This window comes from Fervidicola ferrireducens (assembly GCF_001562425.1).
In the GTDB taxonomy this organism is placed as follows: domain Bacteria; phylum Bacillota; class Thermosediminibacteria; order Thermosediminibacterales; family Thermosediminibacteraceae; genus Fervidicola; species Fervidicola ferrireducens.
The window spans coordinates 1-19,724 of record NZ_LOED01000006.1 but is presented as its reverse complement, the minus strand read 5'-3'; the positions used below and the strand labels follow the sequence as shown (position 1 = coordinate 19,724).

23 protein-coding genes are annotated in these 19,724 nt (G+C 49.2%); 2 read left to right on the top strand and 21 right to left on the bottom strand.

Going from position 1 to position 19,724, the window contains the following annotated elements; genetic code table 11:
- Nucleotides 1–11: 11 nt before the first annotated feature.
- The 14 genes from AN618_RS03665 to amrA form a co-directional block, all read right to left on the bottom strand.
- Entirely contained in the window at nt 12–1,253 is a 1,242-nt protein-coding gene (locus tag AN618_RS03665; protein WP_066352228.1) for a serine hydroxymethyltransferase, read from the bottom strand.
- Nucleotides 1,254–1,268: 15 nt separating this feature from the next.
- Nucleotides 1,269–1,709, bottom strand: coding sequence for a ribose 5-phosphate isomerase B (gene rpiB, locus AN618_RS03660; RefSeq protein WP_066352226.1), 441 nt, complete (start codon nt 1,707–1,709; stop codon nt 1,269–1,271).
- 43 nt (nt 1,710–1,752) lie between these two features.
- Nucleotides 1,753–2,217, bottom strand: a complete 465-nt coding sequence (locus AN618_RS03655; protein ID WP_066352224.1) for a low molecular weight protein arginine phosphatase — start codon at nt 2,215–2,217, stop codon at nt 1,753–1,755.
- 22 nt (nt 2,218–2,239) lie between these two features.
- Complete coding sequence (locus AN618_RS03650; protein ID WP_066352223.1) at nt 2,240–3,283, bottom strand: L-threonylcarbamoyladenylate synthase; 1,044 nt, start codon at nt 3,281–3,283, stop codon at nt 2,240–2,242.
- A gap of 17 nt (nt 3,284–3,300) precedes the next feature.
- Complete coding sequence (locus AN618_RS03645) at nt 3,301–3,819, bottom strand: chromate transporter (RefSeq protein WP_066352222.1); 519 nt, start codon at nt 3,817–3,819, stop codon at nt 3,301–3,303.
- Nucleotides 3,816–4,391, bottom strand: a complete 576-nt coding sequence (locus AN618_RS03640; RefSeq protein ID WP_245628378.1) for a chromate transporter — start codon at nt 4,389–4,391, stop codon at nt 3,816–3,818. Before AN618_RS03640 ends, AN618_RS03645 begins: the two co-directional genes overlap by 4 nt.
- Nucleotides 4,384–5,256: a peptide chain release factor N(5)-glutamine methyltransferase gene (prmC, locus tag AN618_RS03635; RefSeq protein WP_066352218.1), complete on the bottom strand. Its 873-nt coding sequence runs from the start codon at nt 5,254–5,256 to the stop codon at nt 4,384–4,386. Before prmC ends, AN618_RS03640 begins: the two co-directional genes overlap by 8 nt.
- On the bottom strand, nt 5,253–6,347 hold the full coding sequence (gene prfA / locus AN618_RS03630; protein ID WP_066352215.1) for a peptide chain release factor 1: 1,095 nt from the start codon (nt 6,345–6,347) through the stop codon (nt 5,253–5,255). The genes prmC and prfA overlap by 4 nt, the downstream gene beginning before the upstream one ends.
- Nucleotides 6,337–7,215: a DUF1385 domain-containing protein gene (locus AN618_RS03625; protein ID WP_066352213.1), complete on the bottom strand. Its 879-nt coding sequence runs from the start codon at nt 7,213–7,215 to the stop codon at nt 6,337–6,339. Before AN618_RS03625 ends, prfA begins: the two co-directional genes overlap by 11 nt.
- A 57-nt stretch (nt 7,216–7,272) precedes the next feature.
- Nucleotides 7,273–7,482 (bottom strand): 50S ribosomal protein L31, encoded by a 210-nt coding sequence (rpmE, locus tag AN618_RS03620; RefSeq protein WP_066352212.1) that lies wholly within the window; start codon nt 7,480–7,482, stop codon nt 7,273–7,275.
- Between the two features lie 113 nt (nt 7,483–7,595).
- Nucleotides 7,596–8,768: a cation diffusion facilitator family transporter gene (locus tag AN618_RS03615; RefSeq protein ID WP_066352210.1), complete on the bottom strand. Its 1,173-nt coding sequence runs from the start codon at nt 8,766–8,768 to the stop codon at nt 7,596–7,598.
- Nucleotides 8,765–9,271: a GNAT family N-acetyltransferase gene (locus AN618_RS03610; protein WP_066352209.1), complete on the bottom strand. Its 507-nt coding sequence runs from the start codon at nt 9,269–9,271 to the stop codon at nt 8,765–8,767. The genes AN618_RS03615 and AN618_RS03610 overlap by 4 nt, the downstream gene beginning before the upstream one ends.
- Nucleotides 9,272–9,388: 117 nt before the next feature.
- Entirely contained in the window at nt 9,389–10,381 is a 993-nt protein-coding gene (gene amrS / locus AN618_RS03605) for an AmmeMemoRadiSam system radical SAM enzyme (RefSeq protein ID WP_066352367.1), read from the bottom strand.
- A 39-nt stretch (nt 10,382–10,420) separates the two neighbouring features.
- Complete coding sequence (amrA, locus tag AN618_RS03600; RefSeq protein ID WP_066352204.1) at nt 10,421–11,818, bottom strand: AmmeMemoRadiSam system protein A; 1,398 nt, start codon at nt 11,816–11,818, stop codon at nt 10,421–10,423.
- Here amrA and AN618_RS13300 point away from each other — a divergent pair.
- Entirely contained in the window at nt 11,786–11,932 is a 147-nt protein-coding gene (locus AN618_RS13300) for a hypothetical protein (protein ID WP_187694876.1), read from the top strand. The two genes, amrA and AN618_RS13300, sit on opposite strands and share 33 nt — an antisense overlap.
- A gap of 182 nt (nt 11,933–12,114) precedes the next feature.
- On the top strand, nt 12,115–13,326 hold the full coding sequence (locus AN618_RS03595; RefSeq protein ID WP_066352203.1) for an iron-containing alcohol dehydrogenase: 1,212 nt from the start codon (nt 12,115–12,117) through the stop codon (nt 13,324–13,326).
- A gap of 27 nt (nt 13,327–13,353) precedes the next feature.
- Here AN618_RS03595 and AN618_RS03590 read toward each other — a convergent pair whose 3' ends face one another.
- The 7 genes from AN618_RS03590 to AN618_RS03560 all read right to left on the bottom strand — a co-directional run bounded on the left by AN618_RS03590 (nt 13,354) and on the right by AN618_RS03560 (nt 19,263).
- Nucleotides 13,354–14,448, bottom strand: a complete 1,095-nt coding sequence (locus AN618_RS03590; protein ID WP_066352201.1) for a saccharopine dehydrogenase NADP-binding domain-containing protein — start codon at nt 14,446–14,448, stop codon at nt 13,354–13,356.
- Nucleotides 14,449–14,466: 18 nt separating this feature from the next.
- Nucleotides 14,467–15,369: a quinate 5-dehydrogenase gene (locus AN618_RS03585; RefSeq protein WP_066352200.1), complete on the bottom strand. Its 903-nt coding sequence runs from the start codon at nt 15,367–15,369 to the stop codon at nt 14,467–14,469.
- 6 nt (nt 15,370–15,375) lie between these two features.
- Entirely contained in the window at nt 15,376–15,900 is a 525-nt protein-coding gene (locus AN618_RS03580; RefSeq protein ID WP_066352197.1) for a helix-turn-helix domain-containing protein, read from the bottom strand.
- A gap of 88 nt (nt 15,901–15,988) precedes the next feature.
- Nucleotides 15,989–16,954 (bottom strand): hypothetical protein, encoded by a 966-nt coding sequence (locus AN618_RS03575; RefSeq protein WP_066352194.1) that lies wholly within the window; start codon nt 16,952–16,954, stop codon nt 15,989–15,991.
- On the bottom strand, nt 16,955–17,965 hold the full coding sequence (dusB, locus tag AN618_RS03570) for a tRNA dihydrouridine synthase DusB (protein WP_066352365.1): 1,011 nt from the start codon (nt 17,963–17,965) through the stop codon (nt 16,955–16,957).
- Nucleotides 17,955–18,737 (bottom strand): type III pantothenate kinase, encoded by a 783-nt coding sequence (locus tag AN618_RS03565; RefSeq protein WP_066352193.1) that lies wholly within the window; start codon nt 18,735–18,737, stop codon nt 17,955–17,957. The genes dusB and AN618_RS03565 overlap by 11 nt, the downstream gene beginning before the upstream one ends.
- A 4-nt stretch (nt 18,738–18,741) precedes the next feature.
- Nucleotides 18,742–19,263 (bottom strand): ECF transporter S component, encoded by a 522-nt coding sequence (locus AN618_RS03560; protein WP_066352191.1) that lies wholly within the window; start codon nt 19,261–19,263, stop codon nt 18,742–18,744.
- Nucleotides 19,264–19,724: the final 461 nt, after the last annotated feature.

Sequence of the window (19,724 nt, the reverse complement as noted above, 5' to 3'; positions counted from 1 at the left end):
ATCCCCCATTTCTAAATATTTGAATAAAGCGGAAACCTTTCGCAAAGGCCCTTAACAGCCTTTATAACCTTCGCCTTCTTTATCTCATCATCCCGGTAAGAGAGGGTAATGTCTATGAGTTCGGCTATTTCTTCCATTTCGCTCTCCTTCATGCCCCTCGAAGTTAAAGCCGGCGTTCCTATTCTTATGCCGCTTGTGACATTGGGCTTTTCGGGGTCGTAGGGTATGGCGTTTTTGTTCACGGTTATGCCCACTTCATCGAGCAGTTTTTCCGCCTCGGCTCCCGTCAGGTTTTTATTTCTCAGGTCCACCAATATCAGGTGGTTGTCCGTCCCACCGGACACCAGGTTGTATCCCCTTTCCATTAAGGCCTTTGCCAGGGCTTTTGCATTTTTTACAACCTGTTCCTGGTATTTTTTAAATTCCTCCGTATCAGCTTCCCTGAAGCAAACCGCTTTGGCGGCTATGACGTGCATCAAAGGTCCTCCCTGAATTCCGGGGAACACCGCCTTATCTATGGCCTGGGCATATTCTTTTTTACAAAGTATCATTCCGCCCCTGGGGCCCCTCAGGGTCTTATGAGTGGTTGTGGTCACGAAATCGGATACCGGCACTGGATTGGGGTGCAAGCCGGCAGCCACAAGACCTGCAATATGGGCCATATCCACCATCAAATACGCCCCGACTTTCCTTGCGATTTCGGCTATCCTTCCAAAATCAATGATCCGGGGGTAGGCGCTTGCTCCGGCCACTATCATTTTCGGCCTGTGTTGCTCGGCCAGAGCTTCCAGTTCTTCGTAATCCAGAAATCCGGTTTCTTTGGAAACGCCGTAGGGAATGAAATTGAAATACTTCCCCGAAATGTTCACAGGGCTTCCGTGGGTTAGGTGCCCCCCGTGAGCCAGGTTCATCCCCATGACCTTATCGCCGACGTTCAGGACGGAAAAATATACGGCAGTATTGGCCTGGGCCCCCGAGTGGGGCTGGACGTTTGCATGTTCGGCATTAAAGAGCTTTTTAGCCCGCTCTTTTGCTAAATTTTCCACGACATCCACGAATTCGCAACCGCCGTAATACCTTCTGCCGGGATACCCTTCCGCATACTTGTTGGTCAGCACCGACCCCTGCGCTTCCATTACCGCCCTGCTTACGAAATTTTCGGAGGCTATCATCTCCAGGTGGTTTTGCTGGCGCTTTAATTCGTTTTCTATTGCCTCTGCAACCTCGGGATCTACCACCTTCAAAACTTCCATAAAACCCCTCCTCTTTTATCGATTTTCGTAAGAGCTTATTTTGTCGATCCGCCGCTGGTGACGTCCTCCTTCAAATTCCGCCTTGAGCCATTCTTCCACTATAGCTTTGGCAAGGCCGGGGCCTATTACCCTTCCTCCCATGGTCAGGACGTTGGCATTGTTGTGAAGCCTGGACATCCTTGCCGAATACACGTCGTGGCACAGAGCAGCGCGGATTCCCTTCACTTTGTTGGCCGCTATGGTAACTCCTATTCCCGTCCCGCAAATCAAAATACCCCTGTCGTACTCACCGCGGGCAACCGCTTCGGCGAGTTTAAATGCGATATCGGGGTAATCCACCGGCTCTTCGGAAAAGGTACCCATATCTTCGTATTCTATGCCTTTCTCTTCTAAAAATTTGATAATCTCCTCTTTCAAACCAAATCCGCCATGGTCGCTGGCTACAGCTATTTTCATTGCACTTTCCTCCTTTGCGCTAACTACATTATATTTGAAACCATCAAGCCCTGTCCAGCTTTTCCAGAACCTTTTCGAGCTTCTCCTTCAATGCTTCCGCCACACGGCGGTAAGTCTCCTCATCACCGCCGTAAGGGTCGGCGATATCCACCCCTTCGTCGCCTTCGTCTTCGGCAAACTCGGCAAGGACAAAGACCCTGCCCTTCGTATGGGGAAACTTATTTACAATGTAATCTTTGTGGCTTTTCGTCATAGTGAGTATAAGGTCGGCCCTTAGAAGCTCTTCGGAAAGGGTCTTTGCTCTATGCGAGGAAATGTCTACACCAATATCCTTCATAACCTTTACGGCTTGAGGGGACGCGGGCATTCCCGCAACGGCGGCTATCCCGCATGAATCCACATCTATTTCCCCTTCCTTGCCGCGCTCCTTTATCATTTTTCTAAAAAGGCCCTCCGCCATGCTGCTGCGGCAGGTATTGCCCGTGCACACGAAAAGCACTCTTTTCATATAGGGCGCCCTCCCAAGATATTCATTCAAGCTTAATTATATTATACCCTGCGGCTTTTCTAAGCCTATTCATGACCGCAAGGCCCAGCCCGGTCTCCGGAATACCCTCTGCCAGTATCTGGTCTACCCCCATTCTGTCGAATTTTCTCAGCACGGAAAAAAGGTTTGCCGATATGGTCAAAGGCGCATTTCTATCTCCAACGGAAATCACGTATCCCGTTTTATAATACATGCGCGTCTGGGCGGTGGCCATTATGCCCACTTTCTTGCCCTCGACGGAAAGCCTTTCTGCCACTTCGGAGATTTTTTTTATCTGAGCTTCAACTGGGCCCTCTACCACCAGCATGGGGGCTTTCGGCGAATAATGCCTGTACTTCTGGCCGGGCGATTTGGGCTTCTGCCCGGGCAAAAGCCCTGCGTCCAGTTCCACCCTGCCGACCGCTTCTTCCAGTTCCTCCCGGGTCACTCCGCCGGGCCTCAAAATCACCGGGACATCACCGGTCAAATCAAGGACTGTGGATTCCACGCCGACCTCGCATGGGCCCCCATCCAAGATTACGTCCACCTTCCCGGCCATGTCTTCGTACACGTCTTCGGCGGTGGTGGGACTCGGCCTTCCCGATATGTTGGCGCTCGGAGCGGCTATGGGCACTCCCGATTCCTTTATGAGCGCTAAAGCCACGGGGTGTCTCGGCATTCTCACCGCAACCGTATCGAGTCCCCCTGTAGTACTGTATGGAACTTTATTCGACTTTTCGAGGACCAGTGTGAGGGGGCCGGGCCAGAACCTCTCCATCAATATTCGAGCTTCAGGCGGCATATTGCGAACAAGCCCTTCCACTTCTTTATGAGATGATATATGGACGATTAACGGATTGTCCTGAGGCCTGTTTTTGGCATTATATATTTTGCGGGCAGCATCCTCATCAAGGGCATTGGCCCCAAGGCCGTATACCGTTTCTGTCGGAAAGGCTACAAGTCCCCCGGCTCTTATGACGCCCGCGGCAATTCTAATGCTTCCCAAATCCGGCTTTTCAGGATTTACTTTAATCAGTTTCGTCTCCATAGCATCACTTTCCCCGCTTAGTTGAGCAAAATTCCTAAAAAGGAAGCAAGAACTATCAACAAAATGGGATTTATCTTAAACATGTAAAGTCCCAACAAAGCCAGGACGGCTATAAATACATCCTTTATGCCCGTTATAGAATTTTTGCCTAGCGAGTAGGCGGCATTTACAATCAGGGCAATAACCGCAGGTCTCACCCTTAAAAAAAAGCGGTCCACCCATTTTAGGCTCCTGTATTTTTTAATCATGAAAGCCAGGGTAATTATGATTACAGCCGAAGGAGCGGCCACACCGCAGGTCGCAGACACCGAACCCCAGAAACCGGCAATTTTATATCCAACAAAAGTTGCCGCATTGACCGCGATGGGCCCCGGAGTCATCTGGGATATGGCGATTATGTCCATAAATTGCTCGGGGGTAAGCCATCCGTTTATATCTATTATCTCCCTCTGTATGAAAGGTATCATCGCGTAGCCGCCGCCGAAGCTGAACAGCCCTATTTTAAAAAAAGCCCAAAAAAGCTTTATTAATATCACCCGATATCGCCTTCTTCCCCGTGTTCCTTCCTCAAATCAAAAAGGACTCCGCTGATTCCCGCGGCAAGAACGGTAAAAACGGGATGCACATCGAATATAAATAGCGCTGCCAGGCAGATTGCGGCTATACCTATATCGACATAGTTTTTGAAGGCCGCTTTCCAGAGATTAATGGCGGCGCTCATAACCAGCACCACCAGGGCGGGATATACTCCCCTGAAAGCCTTTTGAACTGCCGGCATTGATCTAATTTTTGCATAAACCAAAGCAACTGCCAAAATTATGAGGAAGGACGGAAGAACCGTTCCCAAGGCGGCAATAGCCGCGCCCGGAAGCCCGTAAAGTCTGTACCCTATGTAAATCGAAGAATTTATGGCAACAGCTCCCGGAGCACACTGGGATACCGCGATTATGTCGAGAAATTCATCTTCGTTGAGCCACTTCAATTTATCAACAAATTCCGCTTTCATGAGAGGAATCATGGCAAACCCGCCCCCGAGGGTGAAAGCCCCTATCTTAAAGAAAGCCCAAAACATAAAAAAGAGCTTGCGAAAGGGTATTTTTTCATTCACTTTTTCCATCTCCCGCATGTAGTGATGCGGCTATCACCCGTTCAAAGCCGCCGTAATCCTTTATAATCCTGATATCCTCAAAGCATTCTCCTTTGAGGAAACTACAGACCCTCTCCCGCTGGTCATTGCCGATTTCCAGGACGATACTTCCCCTGGATTTTAAAAATTTGGGAGCCCTTGTAATTATGCGCCTGTAAAAATCCAGCCCGTCGGGACCTCCGTCCAGAGCCTCTCTCGGTTCTTTTTTTACCTCTGGGGGCAGGTTTTCCAGTTCATTGGACGGGATATAAGGGGGATTGGCCACCACCACGTCAAATCCTTTTAGCCCCTCTTTTTCAAAAGGTTGCCAGAGATCCCCCCTTAAAAAACGAACCCGGTCCTCCACACCGTGCTTGGTAGCGTTCAGCATGGTCACTTCCCCGGCTATTTCCGATATGTCTGAAGCGTACACGATAGCGTCCTTTTTAAAAAAAGCTATAGATATTGCTACAGCTCCGCTTCCGCAGCATAGTTCCGCCACTTTGGGCGTTTTTATGTTTGAAATACGGTTTAGAACTTCTTCCACCAGAAACTCGGTCTCGGGCCGGGGAATCAATACCCCTTCTTTCACGAAAAATTCCAGGGTAAAAAACTCCTTTTTCCCGGTAATGTACGCCACTGGAATCCGCGAACTCCGCTTTTCTATCAAGGCCTTGTAGGTTTTGATTTCCTCTTCTTTCAGCTCTCTCTGAGGTTCAAGGTAGAGATCCATCCGCCTTGCCCCGAGCACATGAGAAAGTATGACCTCTGCATCCAGCAAAGGATTTTCGACCCCCGCCTCGAGGAGTACTTTTCGGCCGTACCTTAAACCTTCAACGACGTTCATTGAACCGCCCTCATCTCATCGCCGTCGGCCTCGGCAAGCTTCTTTGCCTGATCTTCCGCGATCAGCCTTTCTATCAGTTCGTCCAGTTCCCCATCCAATATGTTCTCCAGCTGGTGCGTCGTAAAGCCTATGCGGTGGTCAGTAACCCTCCCCTGCGGGAAATTGTAAGTCCTTATCCTCTCGCTCCTGTCTCCCGTGCCCACCTGGCTCCTCCTGCTCTGGGCTATTTTTTCTTCTTGTTCCCGCCTCTTCATCTCCAGGAGCTTGGCCCTCAATATCTTAAGGGCCCGTTCTCTATTTTTTAGCTGCGAACGCTCGTCCTGGCAGGTGACCACAATCCCCGTGGGAAGGTGCGTTATCCTCACCGCCGAATCGGTGGTGTTCACTGACTGACCGCCGTGACCCGAGGACCTGAAGACATCTATTCTGATTTCGTTGGGATTTATTTCCACATCTACCTCTTCGGCTTCCGGCAGCACCGCCACCGTGGCCGTGGAAGTGTGGATTCTCCCTCCGGCCTCGGTCACCGGTATCCTCTGCACCCGGTGGACGCCGGATTCGTACTTCAGGCGGCTGTACGCTCCTTTCCCCATCACCTCAAAGATAACTTCTTTAAATCCACCCAGCTCCGTAGGGTTGGAGCTCATCACCTCAACCTTCCAGCCTTTCCGCTCGGCATAGCGGGTATACATCCTGAAAAGGTCTCCGGCAAACAACGCCGCCTCTTCTCCCCCCGCCCCGGCCCTGATTTCCATTATGACATCCTTTTCATCGTTGGGGTCCTTAGGCAAGAGCAGGATCTTTAATTTTTCCTGGAGTTCCTTTTCCCTTTCTTTCAATCGCTCTATTTCCTCTTTGATAAACTCTTCCATCTCACGGTCGTCGGAACTTTCCTTAAGAAGTTCCCTGCTTTCTTTTATTTCCTCCACGACCTTTTTATACTCACGATAGCAAGATACTATCTCTTCCAAAGAAGCGTGCTCTTTAGCCAGCTTCCTCCATTCTTCCTGTCTTGCTATCACGGCGGGATCGCTTATCTCTTTTGTGAGTTCCTCGTACCTTTTCTCTATGGAGTCCAGCTTATCGAACAAATCCATCACCTCCAGACAATACGCACTTCAGAGCCTCTAAAGCCACCTCCAGCTGGGAATCGTCGGGTTCACGGGTAGTCAGTTTTTGAAGCCATAAGCCAGGTGCACTGAGAAGCCGAACAAGCACGGAGTTGCTTTTCCCGGCTAGCTTTATGAATTCGTAAGATATCCCCGCCACCATCGGAAAGAGCAAAACCCTGAAAGTTATGCGGGCTACTATTCCCGGCCATCCCAGCATGGAAAAAAGCAAAATGCTCACAACCATGACCACCAACAGGAAACTGGTACCGCAGCGCGGATGCAGTGTCGTGTATTTTTTTGCGTTTTCTATCGTCAATTCCTCTCCGCTTTCATAGCAGTGAACGGCCTTGTGCTCTGCCCCGTGATATTCGAAAAATCTTTTTATATCTTTCATCGAGGAAATGGATATCAAATACAATAAAAAAACCAGAATGCGAACAAGCCCTTCTATGAGGTTGAGCAAAAAGGGATTCTTTATGCTTCCAGCTATGAATTTTGTCAAAATGGTCGGAAAAACGATAAAAAGCAGCAGCGCAAATGCCAGGGCCATTACAACGGCTAAAAAAATATCCCTGCTATTTAGCTCTTCTTCATCATCATCGGAGACTACACCCGCCGAATAGGACAGGGCCCTCACTCCTACCACCAGCATCTCTATTAATGCCACGGCTCCCCTTAATATCGGAGCTTTCAAGAAAGGATACTGGTCGGAAATTGAAAAGTTTTCTTCCTTTTTAATTACGATTTCGCCGTCTTTCCTCACGGCTATGGCGGTGTATTTAGGGCTCCTCATCATGACGCCTTCTAAAACGGCTTGACCGCCTATCGCTGGTCCTTCCCTCTTCATCTTTTATCCCTTTCTATAATACGAATAAAGGCTAGAGTTGAAACTCTAACCTTTTAATCATTCTTCATCCTTTATGCCGTACTTCTTCTTGAAACGTTCCACGCGCCCGCCAGTGTCAACCAGCTTCTGCTTGCCAGTAAAGAAGGGATGGCACTTGGAGCAAATCTCGACGTGGATTTCGGGCTTTGTAGAACCGGTCTCGAAGGTCTCCCCGCATGCACATCTCACGATGGCTTTACCATAATTGGGGTGTATGCCCTTTTTCATTTATATCACCTCACCGAAAATTGTTTTCACATTCAAACTTAAACCTAACCTTTGTTATTATAGCATACGCGGCTTATTAACACAAGGTCCTGCAGAAAATATTTGAAAAAAGCTCAAACATAATGCCTGTCTACGGTTATCACCGGATTATACCCCGGATACACTTTTTTTATCTCCGATATTATCTTATGTTTTACTGCCTGTTCTTCGTGCTCCCTTACATCGCTCGATACGACCACGTCGAAAATGACGTTCTTTTTTTCGCCGGAGCCCACCACCCGAAGGTCGTGGATGGAAAGCACTCCGGGAACTTCATTTACTATCATTTCTATTTCCCGTCTCGTTTTCACTATTTCTTCATCATCTACATTCAAGGGGTCCATGTGGATGGTTATAAAAACCCCGAGTTCCTCGGAAAGGTCCCTTTCCACGTTATCTATTATATCGTGGGCTTTCACCACCGACATGTTCTCCGGGACCTCGGCGTGAAGCGATACAACGCACCTCCCTGGGCCGTAGTTGTGAACCATCAGGTCATGCACTCCTATTATGCCCTCGTAGGATAACACCTTCCTTTTTATCTCCTCCACCAGGTTTGGGTCTGGTCTTCCGCCTATTAAAAGGTCCACCGCTTCCCTTATCAGGTTGTAACCGGCGTACATAATGAATAGGGAAACCAATAAACCTACATATCCGTCTACCGGAAATGAAGTAAACCTTGAAGAAAGCAAGGCTAAAGCCGCGGTAAACGTCGATACCACGTCGCCGTAGCTGTCCATAGAACTGGCATCCAAAGCCTTGGAATCTATTTTTTCCGCCAGTTTTCCTGTAAATTTGCCCAGCCAAAGCTTTGCACCTATAGAAAAAATCAAAATAATAAAAGAAGGAAGGCTGAAGACCACGGCGGAAGGATCTGATATCCTCCCGATGGAGTCCCTAAAAAGTTCGAATCCCACGAGCATTACAAAGAGGGAGATTATTAAACTCGTGATATATTCAGCCCTTCCATGGCCGAAAGGGTGTTCCCTGTCAGGTGGCTTTGATGCCAATTTAAATCCGATTATCGTCACCACCGAAGACCCTATGTCGCCCAGGTTGTTGAAGGCATCGGCGAGAATCGCTATGCTGTTCGTGATCCTTCCTATGGCAAACTTTACCGCAAATAGCAGCGCATTCACGGCTATACCCATGACGCCGCTCAGGATTCCATATGCGTTTCTCAGAGCCTTTTCCTTATCTATTTCAGTACCGGAAAATATTTTTACGGCCAGTCTTTCCAGAATCATATTCCACTTCCTTCCAAAGGCTGGAGGGGCATTTCCAATTCTATTTCGTCCCGTAAAGGTATACCGTCGATTCCTATCACGGGTATCTGAGGCTTCAGCTTTCGAGCTTGCTCCAGGGCGTTTCTATGAACAGCTACAAGTAAGAAACCTCTTTTCTGGTAAAACTTCAGAGCCTTCATATTATCGTTGGTGGTAATGAGCCACAGCCTCCTGCATCCGGAGGAAACGGCGGCCCTCTTGACGACTTCTACCAGCGCCGAGCCTATGCCTCTGTTCTCAACCATACTTTCCAGTACCACGATTTCGCACTGGTCGCCCTCAATATTGTAAATAATGACACCCAGGGGATTTCCTTCCTCTACCGCAAGAAATCCGGGTAGGTTAACCGCGTCATGAACTCTGTTTCTGCTGACTATTTTTGTTGAACCCCAGCTTTTTTCTAAAAACCGGGCTACCCATTCCCGGTCGCTCGCTGTTATTTCCTTTATGGTAAAGTTTATCATATTCTCCCCTCCCTTCGCTTGCAACTTTAATACCGAAAATTGGGCGTTTACCTACCCTAAACGACATTATATCCTACATTTCCCGGGAAATAGACAAACGCTGTCGCATTTTTGCCTTCAGCTTACCACAGAAATTTCACCGCCGCACTTTCCGCATCTGCCGCCGCGGATCTCTACCTGCACCCTGTAGCCATACCGCCGTATTGCGACTTCCCCGCACCGGGGGCAGTAAGTGTTGCTGCCCTCCTCATCGGCGATGTTGCCGGTGTAAACGTAGTCCAGGTACCTCATGGCTATCGCCCTGGCCCTCTTCAGGGTGCTGACGGGGGTGGGCGGCAGGTCCATCTTGTAATTGGGGAAATACCGCGTAAGGTGCAGCGGGATATCCCTGCGGATGGAAGAAAGCCAGCAAGCAAGGGCTTCTATTTCTTCATCTTTATCATTGAGCCCGGGGATCAGCAGGGTGGTTATCTCAACGTGGCAGGTCTTCTGAGCCCGCTCCACGGTCCGCTTGACTGCCGAAAGATTCCCCAGGGTCAGGTCCCTGTAGAAATCTTCGGTGTAAGCCTTGACGTCTATGTTCATGGCATCTACATAGGGAAGCAGTTGCTCCAGCGGCTCCATCTCTATGAACCCGTTGGTGACGAGCACGTTTTTAAGCCCCTCTTTTTTTGCTAGCCGGGCACACTCGATCACGTACTCGTACCATATCGACGGTTCATTGTACGTGTAGGCTATCCCGATGTTTCCCGGCTGGCTTTTTGCTATTTTTACCAGCCGTTCGGCCGGGACGTACTCGGTAGGAACTTCTGTCACCTGCGCTATCTGCCAGTTCTGGCAGAATTTGCAGCGGAAGTTGCACCCGAAACTGCCCACCGAAAAGATTAGGCTGCCGGGGTAAAAGTTATAGAGGGGCTTTTTTTCTATGGGGTCCATGCCCAAAGAGGATATCCTGCCGTAATTGGTGGAATAAAGTACGCCCTTTACGTTTTTCCGAACCCTGCATGCACCCGACCTTCCAGGTGAAATTGCGCAGCGGTGGGGGCACAGAAGACAGCGGACGAGTTCGCCTTCCTCTTTTTCGTAAAACATTGCTTCTTTAATTGGCATTTTTCCCGCATCTTGCAAGGATTGACACCCCTCTCCCCTCTAGTGGTGTCTCACTACCTCGAACCTGAAAATTTCGTAGTCCTCGTCGGGCCTTATACCTGCCTTTCTCAAGGCGATTTCCAGCTGCTTTTCCACGGTATCCACTCCTTCTAGATCCGGCAGCAGGAGCCCCGTCCTCGCTCCTTTCTTTACTATAACGCCGTACTTTTTTGGGTCCAGCTTATCCGGCGAATCCACGGGTTCCGGCTTCGTGAGGACGTCCACGGAATAGACGAGTTCGGGAAGTTCTTCGGGTTCAACCGGTGAAAATCTCGGGTCCTCGCATCCTGCGCTTATAGCGTTTCTTATTATTTCTTCGGCTATATTCTTTTTTGTAGGCATAAAGGTACCTATGCACCCACGCAGCTGGCCGCGCTTTTTTATCGAAACGAAAACTCCCGCTCTTTTCTCGAGCATTTCCTCCGGGAGGTCATCGGGCACTTTTAAGACCTTTCCCGTCCTGACGTAAGTCTCCAAGCTTTCGCGCGCCAGTTTCACGTAAGGGTCCTCGTTTTCCCTCCTTATCTTAATCTCTTCGGCCCTCCTTTTTGATAGCCTTTCCAGCCAGCTTTCGGTTTTCCCTTCGGGATGGAACGCGGCCACGCAGTACCCTACTCCGAAGGGCCCTTCGTAAGAAAGGACTTCGGCTTTTACCTCACGGCCGTCTAGTGTCCCGAGCATTATCCAGATGGACCGGAGGCCGCATTCGCCCGCCCTTTCTATGAGGTCCTGGTCCAGGTCGTATAAAGCATCTAAGTCGAAGCGCTCCAGAATAGAAACCAGTTTCTCGTCAAAAACCTTGCCCTCGGGATCAAACCCCGCCGGTGCTCCGGGAAGGAGCCGGTGGGATAAATCGCCGCTCGCCACCACCACCACTTTTTTATCCAGAGATTCAGCCGCTTCCCCGATGGCCTTCCCGAAAGCATAAAGGTCCTCGTAGGGAAGCATCCCGAAGGCCAGCGGCACCAGCTTGAAGTCCGCAGTGTGGCGGGTTATGAAATAAAGGGGCACCATAACCCCGTGGTCCAGATCTTCCATAATACCGTATCGAGAAAGGTGCATACTGCTGGACTTAACCGCAGGGATTCTAGTTTTGCCGGCCCTTTTTATAATCTCCTCTTTGAGGTCTTCATCGGGCTCAAATTCCAGCTTTAGCTTTGGCGCTCCGAAGGAAGCGAAACTACCTCTTAGAGGAAAATCATAAATGCATACCGCATCCTGAAAGACAGGTCCGTGGGGCGATACGAGCACTATAGTATCCGGTTTTAATTTTTGGATTTCCATTCCCACTTTATGGGCGGCCTCGATGGAAGCGTTAACTTTCCGTACTTCATCCCCGCCTACCTCCGGAACCATTATTGGGGGATGGGGCATAAGGTAACAGCCAACAATACCCATGGCAGGCTCCTGGCCCGGGCGTTCAACCCGGGGCTGGGGTATTTTTATTCCGCCCTTACCATTGGGGGTCCCCAGCAGGCGGATTTTCCCCCGTCTTCGGCAGAGTATCTTTAATGTCTCATATCAAGTATTTCCATAAACATGTCACGTCAATAATAATAAAGGTGCCGTAAAATTATTATACCATTTTTTTCTGGCTGATGTTCCTCTTTCACATTAGTCTATTTACAACCAGATTAATTTATAATATAATAAAATCAGATTGTTACATTTTTCACAATTAGGAGGTCATAATTATGTGGGAAACCAGAATCAACCCTTACAGAGTTTTCGAGCTCCGGTGCAAGAATACCACATATTTCGGGATTGGAGCAATACAAAAGATCACTGACATCCTCGACGAATTGAAGAAAAAAGGCATAAACAAGGTACTTCTGGTAACTGGAAAAAACTCGTATAAAACCAGCGGTGCCTGGAACGTCGTCAAACCGGAGCTGGAAAGGGCGGGATTTGAGTATTTAATCTACGACAGGGTTGGACCTAATCCCACCGTAGACATGATCGACGAGGCCGCTGAAATGGGCAAGGAACTTGGAGCCCAGGCCGTTATAGGTATAGGAGGCGGCAGCCCCATCGATACCGCCAAAGGCGTGGCAATCCTGCTGGAGTACAGAGATAAAAACGGTAGGGAGCTGTACGAGCAGAAGTTCATACCGGAAAAGGCTGTACCCATCATAGCTGTAAACCTGACCCACGGCACCGGCACCGAAGTAGACAGGTTCGCTGTGGCCACGATACCCGAAAAGAACCACAAACCCGCCATAGCTTACGACTGCATCTATCCTATGTTCGCCATCGACGATCCTCAGCTCATGACCAAACTCGACAGGACCCAAACTGTCTCGGTCACCGTGGACGCTCTGAACCATATAACCGAAGCCGCCACTACCCTGAGCGCTTCTCCGTACAGCATCCTGACCGCCAAGGAAACGGTAAGGCTTATAGCCCGGTACCTGCCAGTTGCCATAAATGAGCCGGAAAACCTCATAGCCCGCTATTATCTACTTTACGCTTCGGCTCTGGCCGGTATCTCCTTCGACAACGGCTTGCTGCACCTCACTCACGCCCTGGAGCACCCCTTGAGCGCGGTAAAACCCGAACTTCCCCACGGTCTCGGGCTGGGAGCCCTTCTCCCCGCCATCGTCAGGGCCATATATCCAGTATCTGCTGATGTGCTGGCCGACGTTTATGCTCCGATCGTCCCTGACCTGAAAGGTGTGCCCGGCGAAGCCGATTACGCAGCAAAAAAAGTGGAAGAATGGCTCTTTACTGTAGGCTGCACGCAGAAACTCTCCGACTTCGGCTTTACCGAAGCCGATATCCCCGAACTCGTTGACCTGGCAATGACCACTCCGTCGCTAGGGCTTTTGCTTTCCCTCTCTCCCGTAGAGGCCACGAAAGAGCTCATCGGGCGGATATACCGCGAATCGCTCCATCCCATGGGTTAAAAAGGGCGCCATTTTCGGCGTCCTTTTTTATATGGCATTGCTATCCCACTTTGCCAGATTTCGCCTGGCGTTTTCCTTTATCCTCTCGATTTGCTCCTCGGTCACCGGCCGCTCGAAGCTCCTGAATCCCGCCAGTTTAAAGCCGTGCTTTTTGGCAAGCCGCGATATCTCTTCCACCTGCTCCACTGTCAAATCTCTGCCGAGAGTAAAGCACTCGTATCGCCGCTCCAGCGCGAGTATCATGGTCTCCGCCATGCAGGCATAGCACGTCTTCGGCTCGAACCCGAAATTGAAATTGAAGTTCACATCTCCGGGCACTTCCACCACGCCGCCCTCGATGATCAGAACGTCGTCGCGCTTTTCGGCCACTTCCTTAGAAACATCTCTCGGCCGCGCCACATCGCACACCACCGCGCCGGGCTTCAAGTCTTCCGCATCAATTACTGTATCCACGCTGCTTGTTACGGTAATCACAACATCCGCCTTCTTTAAGGCATTTTTTACGTTAGAGGTAATTCGTACCGAAAGCCCCGTTTCGCGCAGGATCTTCTCGGCAATAGCTTCGAGCCTCTGCGTATTTCTTCCAACCAATGTCAAAAACCGGGCATCCTTCGCCAGGATTTCCGCGCATACTTTCCCGATGGAGCCGGTAGCACCTATTACCACTACCTCGGCATCCCTTATGTCTTTTCCCATCAGCTCCGCCGCCTTCACGGCCCCCTCAACGGCAGTCGCTACGGTATAGCTGTTTCCCGTTGTAACGGGTATGTTCAGGTTCTTCGATATGGTAATTCCCGCATCCCCCACTACCGAGGTAAAGGCCCCTAAGCCCACTATCTTAGCACCTAGCTTTTCGGCAAGCTTTCCCGCTTTTATTATCTTTTTTATCACGAAATCTTCGGGAAGAGTCATCATCTGCCGGGTAGTAAGGGGACAGCCTACGAACCAACCCTCTACCTCGTTGTACGGTGATTTTACTCCCGTAATGTGGGAAACCTTCACCGGCGGAAGGTGCTTTATAATTCCCTCTATGACCTTTTCCGGCCACGACCTCATGAATTTGAATTTTCTCGTTGCATCGTAAGTATCGATAGGATGGATTATAAATGCGAAACTGTCCATTGCCAACACCTCATCCGTTCAGTTTAATTTCTCTATGCGGGGCAAAAAGCCTATTTTTTCTAAAAGCTCCTCGTAATCATTAGGAGTAAGCTCATTGTACGGTTTTCCCGCAAGGGAAACCAGGACCGCCTCCATTACGTTGGTGCCGAAAGACCTGCCTTCAAGCTCCGGAGTCGTCGTAACGAGCATCTTAACGCCCTTTTCTTTGAGCATCTCTACGTCTTCGGCGGTTACGGTATTGGTTATTATCACCTTCCCCGGGAGTTTTGAGGGCATATACCTCTTTATGTAATGAAAATCCCCTGCAATAATATCCGCCTCTTCAAAAAATTTGCCGTACCTGGATTTGTTTACTTCCTGCTTTTCGCCCGTAGGGTAAAGCATCTCAAAGGGCAATCTTGCCAGTATCGGCACCAGTATCCTTGCTAAAAAATCTATAACCTTCAACGAGTGAAGGGGAATTGGAATGCCGAGGGCGAATATTAAATCGCCGTAGGTCATCAACGCACCCGTCTTTTCCAGAGCTTCAGCCATACCGAACCGGTCGGTGGCTGAAACCAAAAGCACCTTTTTCCCCCGAAAATCCAAGATGTTTTCCCTCTTCAGGTATTCTATTACCTTTCTTTCCAGGGTATTTTTAAGCCCCGAGCCGTCCACGACGGGCGATATTCTGGCACAAGCCGCCAGCTTTGCAGCATCTTTTATAACGTAGCGCTTTTTCCCGGCATAAAGGTAAAGGTCGATGCCCCCGAGGCCAAAGGCGCTAACCTTGCCATCGTACTGCCTTATGAGTTCGGCCGCTTTTTGCTTGTCCCCATCGGTACCCACCCGCTCTATAAGAAATTCCTCTCCCAATATGTTCACCTTCACCTTATGGTTTCTCTTCGACGAACCTAGACTCACACTCATCACGTGCTTCACGGTTCATCACTCCCTTATCTTCCTTATAATTTCCCTCAGGTACTCGGGCTCTACGTAAACATCTTCTTTCATTGGAGACCGCCCTATCTCTATTGCAACCACCTCGTTATCGAGGAGCGCCCTGAAAAGTTTTATCCGCTGGTCGGAGCCCAAAATAATCACTACGTCGTGCTGCCTCACCTTGTAAATCAGACTCATAATTTCGTTTACCAGCTCTATCCCGGATTTTTTATAAACGAAATCCCACCGCTCTCTGTCGGTCATGAGGAGGATGAAATCCACCCCTTCTTCCCGGGCAACCTTTTCTATATCGGCGGTATTTTTAAGCGGAAACCCAACGAGGGCTATGGTCTTTCCCTTCCTTACTTCGCCCAAATTTTCTATTCTCGAAATGAAGGACCTGTCAATGCCGAATCTTTTCGCCACCTCAGCCTGAGACAATCCCTTTTGCCTTAAAGACAGCATCTCCTCCAGCGCAGCGATTATTTTCGTCATGCTTATCAGTTTGTCTCCTATGCGTATGAGGTCCATGCTCTCACCTGCTGTGCACAATTTTGTGCTCATTTTTTATTCTACATCATATAAGATGGAAAATCAACAAGAATAAAAAAAACCCATGTCAGTGCCATGGGTCTTGCGGAAATCTCATAAGAATTTTTTTTAGATTTCTCATCTCAACCGGAGAATCGTCGTGAAACATACCCTTTTTAAGCCCCTGAAGCGCCCTTACTCCTCTTTCCGTGGAAATATCAAGGTCCTGCGTAATCCTGGATAATGTCTTTTTTCTTGCTTCGCTCAAGGATTCAAAGATATCAAGTCCTTTTTTCAATTGTTTCCTTAATTCCTCCCCAAGGTAAATCGAGGTCATCCGGGTCATAGGATTGCCGCAAACGCCGCTTCCCGTTACCCCAAATACTTCGGGAAGTTTGTGCGCGATTCCTACTTCCACCGACCACTTCAGCTCTTCGGCTTCCCTCTGCATGCAGACCCTCAGGGTTTTAGGAGTGCAGAGGGCGTAATTTTTTAAAGACCTGATAATGGCATGCTCAACTGTGTGCGCCTGCTGGGGCTCTATTTCTTCCCGGCTCAGGCGGGCCACGATGGCCACCTTTTTGCCCGTCTCGTATTCCCACCCGTAAATTGTTATCTCCATGCTCTTTCTGTCGGAACCAAAGGTGGTATAGCCACCCGCAGGTCGCCACCCCGCACCGCAAATTACGGGATATCCGCTTTCTCTCAGTTCAGTCAGGTCTATTCTTTCCAAGTTGTAAGCTACGAGCCCTTCGTCGTGAAATTCAAAGCCTCCCGCTTTATACCTTTCCATCCCCGATACCCTGGCGAAAAGCCCTACGATGTTTTTGTTAGGCACCACCCGCTCTATCCACAGTTCTTCTATTCTGGCCATCACTCCAACCGGATAAAATTCCCGGTCTTCCAGTGACATCGGAAACAAAAATATTTCCCTTCCCTTTCCCGCCTTCAGGAGCATTTTTGAAAAATAGGGTTCTAAAAAAAGGCCGGTCATATTTCCCCCGTTGATCCGGGGTAAAACGCCATTGGTAATCGGAAGAGCAAAGGTCTCCAATCAAATCACCTCCTGCCCGGCGGCATTTCTCAACCTTACAAAATACTCCTCCAGTAAAGATTTAATTTCGTCGACCTTATTGCTTCTTTGAATTTTTTGCTTTATAGCTGAAGAATGAGGCAACCCCTTCAAGTACCATGCTATGTGCTTTCTCATCTCCAGCAGACCGATTTTTTCACCATGAAAATTAAAGGCCAAATCAAGGTGCCTGTATATTACGAGCTTTCTTTCCTCCAGCGTGGGTTTCGGAAGTTTTCCGCCCGTCTTCAAATAATGCTTTATTTCACGAAAAATAAAGGGATTTCCCAGAGCACCGCGTCCCACCATAACGCCGTCGCAACCCGTTTGCTCCAGCATCGATAGAGCGTCTTCAGCCGAAAAAACATCGCCGTTTCCTATGACGGGGACGCTTACAGCTTTTTTTACTTCCCTTATTATATCCCAATCGGCTTTCCCGCTGTAAAACTGTTCCCTGGTCCTTCCGTGGATGATAACCATGACTGCTCCGCTCTCTTCGGCCATTTTCGAAAATTCGACGGCGTTTACGTGCTCGTCATCCCAGCCCTTTCGGATTTTTACCGTGACCGGCACCCTTGATGCTCTCACCGATTCCCTGATTATCTCCCGGGCAAGTGCCGGTTCCCTCATCAAGGCGCATCCATCGCCGTTTTTCACAATCTTCGGAGTCGGGCATCCCATGTTTATGTTTATAAAGTCAAAAGGGTAATCCTTTATCTTTTCAATGGCTTTACAGAAAAATTCAGGGTCGTTGCCGAACAGCTGTACCCCTACCGGATGTTCGCATGGGTCTACCAAGAGCAAAGATTCGGTCTTCTTATCGCCGTAACATAAGCCCCTGGTGCTTACCATCTCGGTTATCACCACATCGGCTCCGAACTCCTTGCAAATCAGCCTGAACGGAAGGTCGGTTATTCCCGCCATCGGCGCAAGGAATATCGGCGGAAAGTCAAGATTGGGGAAACCTTCCCGGTTTCCCCCATCAACTTGCATTTTTTTCATATATTATCCTCAACCCCTCGAGGGTCAGCATGCTGTCAATCTTATCTATCGTTCTGGTCCCGGGCGCAATAAGATGCGCAACTCCGCCTGTTGCTACCACAAATATGTCTTCCTCACCCAGTTCTTCCTCCATTTCCTTTTTCATCAACTCCACTATGTTGTCTACCAATCCCGCATACCCGTAAAAGAGGCCCGATTGAATGTTAGTCGTGGTATTTTTTCCTATAGCCCTTTCGGGCTTTACTATCTCTACCCGGAAAAGCTTTGATGCGCTTTTGAAAAGGGCCTCGGCCGAAATCAAAAGTCCGGGGGCAATAGCGCCCCCGAGGAATTCCATATTAGAGCTTACCGCGTCGAAAGTAGTGGCGGTCCCGAAATCTACAACGATTAGGGGAACTTTATATTTGTGGGTTGCGCCCACCATGTTAACTATCCTGTCTGCTCCCACTTCGCGGGGATTTTCCACCCTTAGGTTAATTCCCGTTTTAATGCCCGGCCCGACCAGTAATGGCTTAACTCCGAGATATTTCCCGCACATTTTTTCCAAATAGGGAGTAACGGTGGGAACCACTGACGATATTACGACCCCTTTTATTTGCCCGCAGTCGATACCCGCATCTTCCATCAGGTTCTTTAAAAGGATACCGTATTCGTCTTCCGTCTGTTCCTTGTGGGTCGAAAATCTCCAGTGGGCTGCGAGTTCTTTCCCTTTGAAAACTCCGAAAACTATGTTGGTGTTGCCCACGTCTATGGTGAGAAGCAAAATATCACCTTCTTGCCCTTTTAAGGCTCCTATAGACCAGGGCGGTTATCAAAACAGCCGCCACTATCTCGGGGATACCGTGGGTAACAGCAACCGCCCATGCTGCGGGTGCTGGTAAATACCCCTTCAGGACCGCAAGCCCCAGGACTCCCGCTGTATTGGTGATGGTGCCGAAAGCCGCTGCCAGGGCCACGCTACCGGTAAGCCGGTAGGCGTAGTGCGCCACCACACCAATCATTATCCTGGGCAAAATCGCAATTACTGGGTCGGCAAAAATTGGAGAGCCTACCCTGATGAAGCTGTGAAGGCCGAAAATGAGACCTGCTAAGGCCCCTGTTACCGGTCCTTCCAGCACTCCTCCCAACACGGCCGGGATGTGCATAATCGTAGCATGTCCCGCCGCAGTGGGAACCGGTATAAACCCCAGCGGAGTCATACCCAGGACTATGGAGATAGCCCCCAGAACCCCTGCTACCGCTAGGGTTCTTACCCCGAGTGCCGCTCCCTTCGCCCTGCTGCTGTTCATTTTTTCACCTCCCGTTCCGGCTCCATCGGGATGCCGGACGAATTACAGTCTTATTTTATCACAACCACCGGAAAAATCAACGCGCTGCCAACAATAAAAAGCACCAGAAAGCCCAGCCTTGTGAGCTGAAGTATGAAGGTATGCATGTAGCATAACATTATATGCCGTATTATTGTGAGAGTTATGCTATTATATTTTACCTTTTTGAATATATATAATATAGCACATTTAGCATTATTGTGATATAATAATTAACAGCTAATTAGTTGCCATTGAAAAACACAATTTTAAATCTTATCCCTTTTTGGTTGAACCTTGATAACCTAATCTTTATTCATTATTCATTTATTTTTACCGACCCTGCCATTTTCTAACAGATTTGAACCATCAGTTTTGCTAACTTGGTGACATTGTAGCTAAAAATGGACAGATTAACCCATATGCCTGTATTTTCACCATGA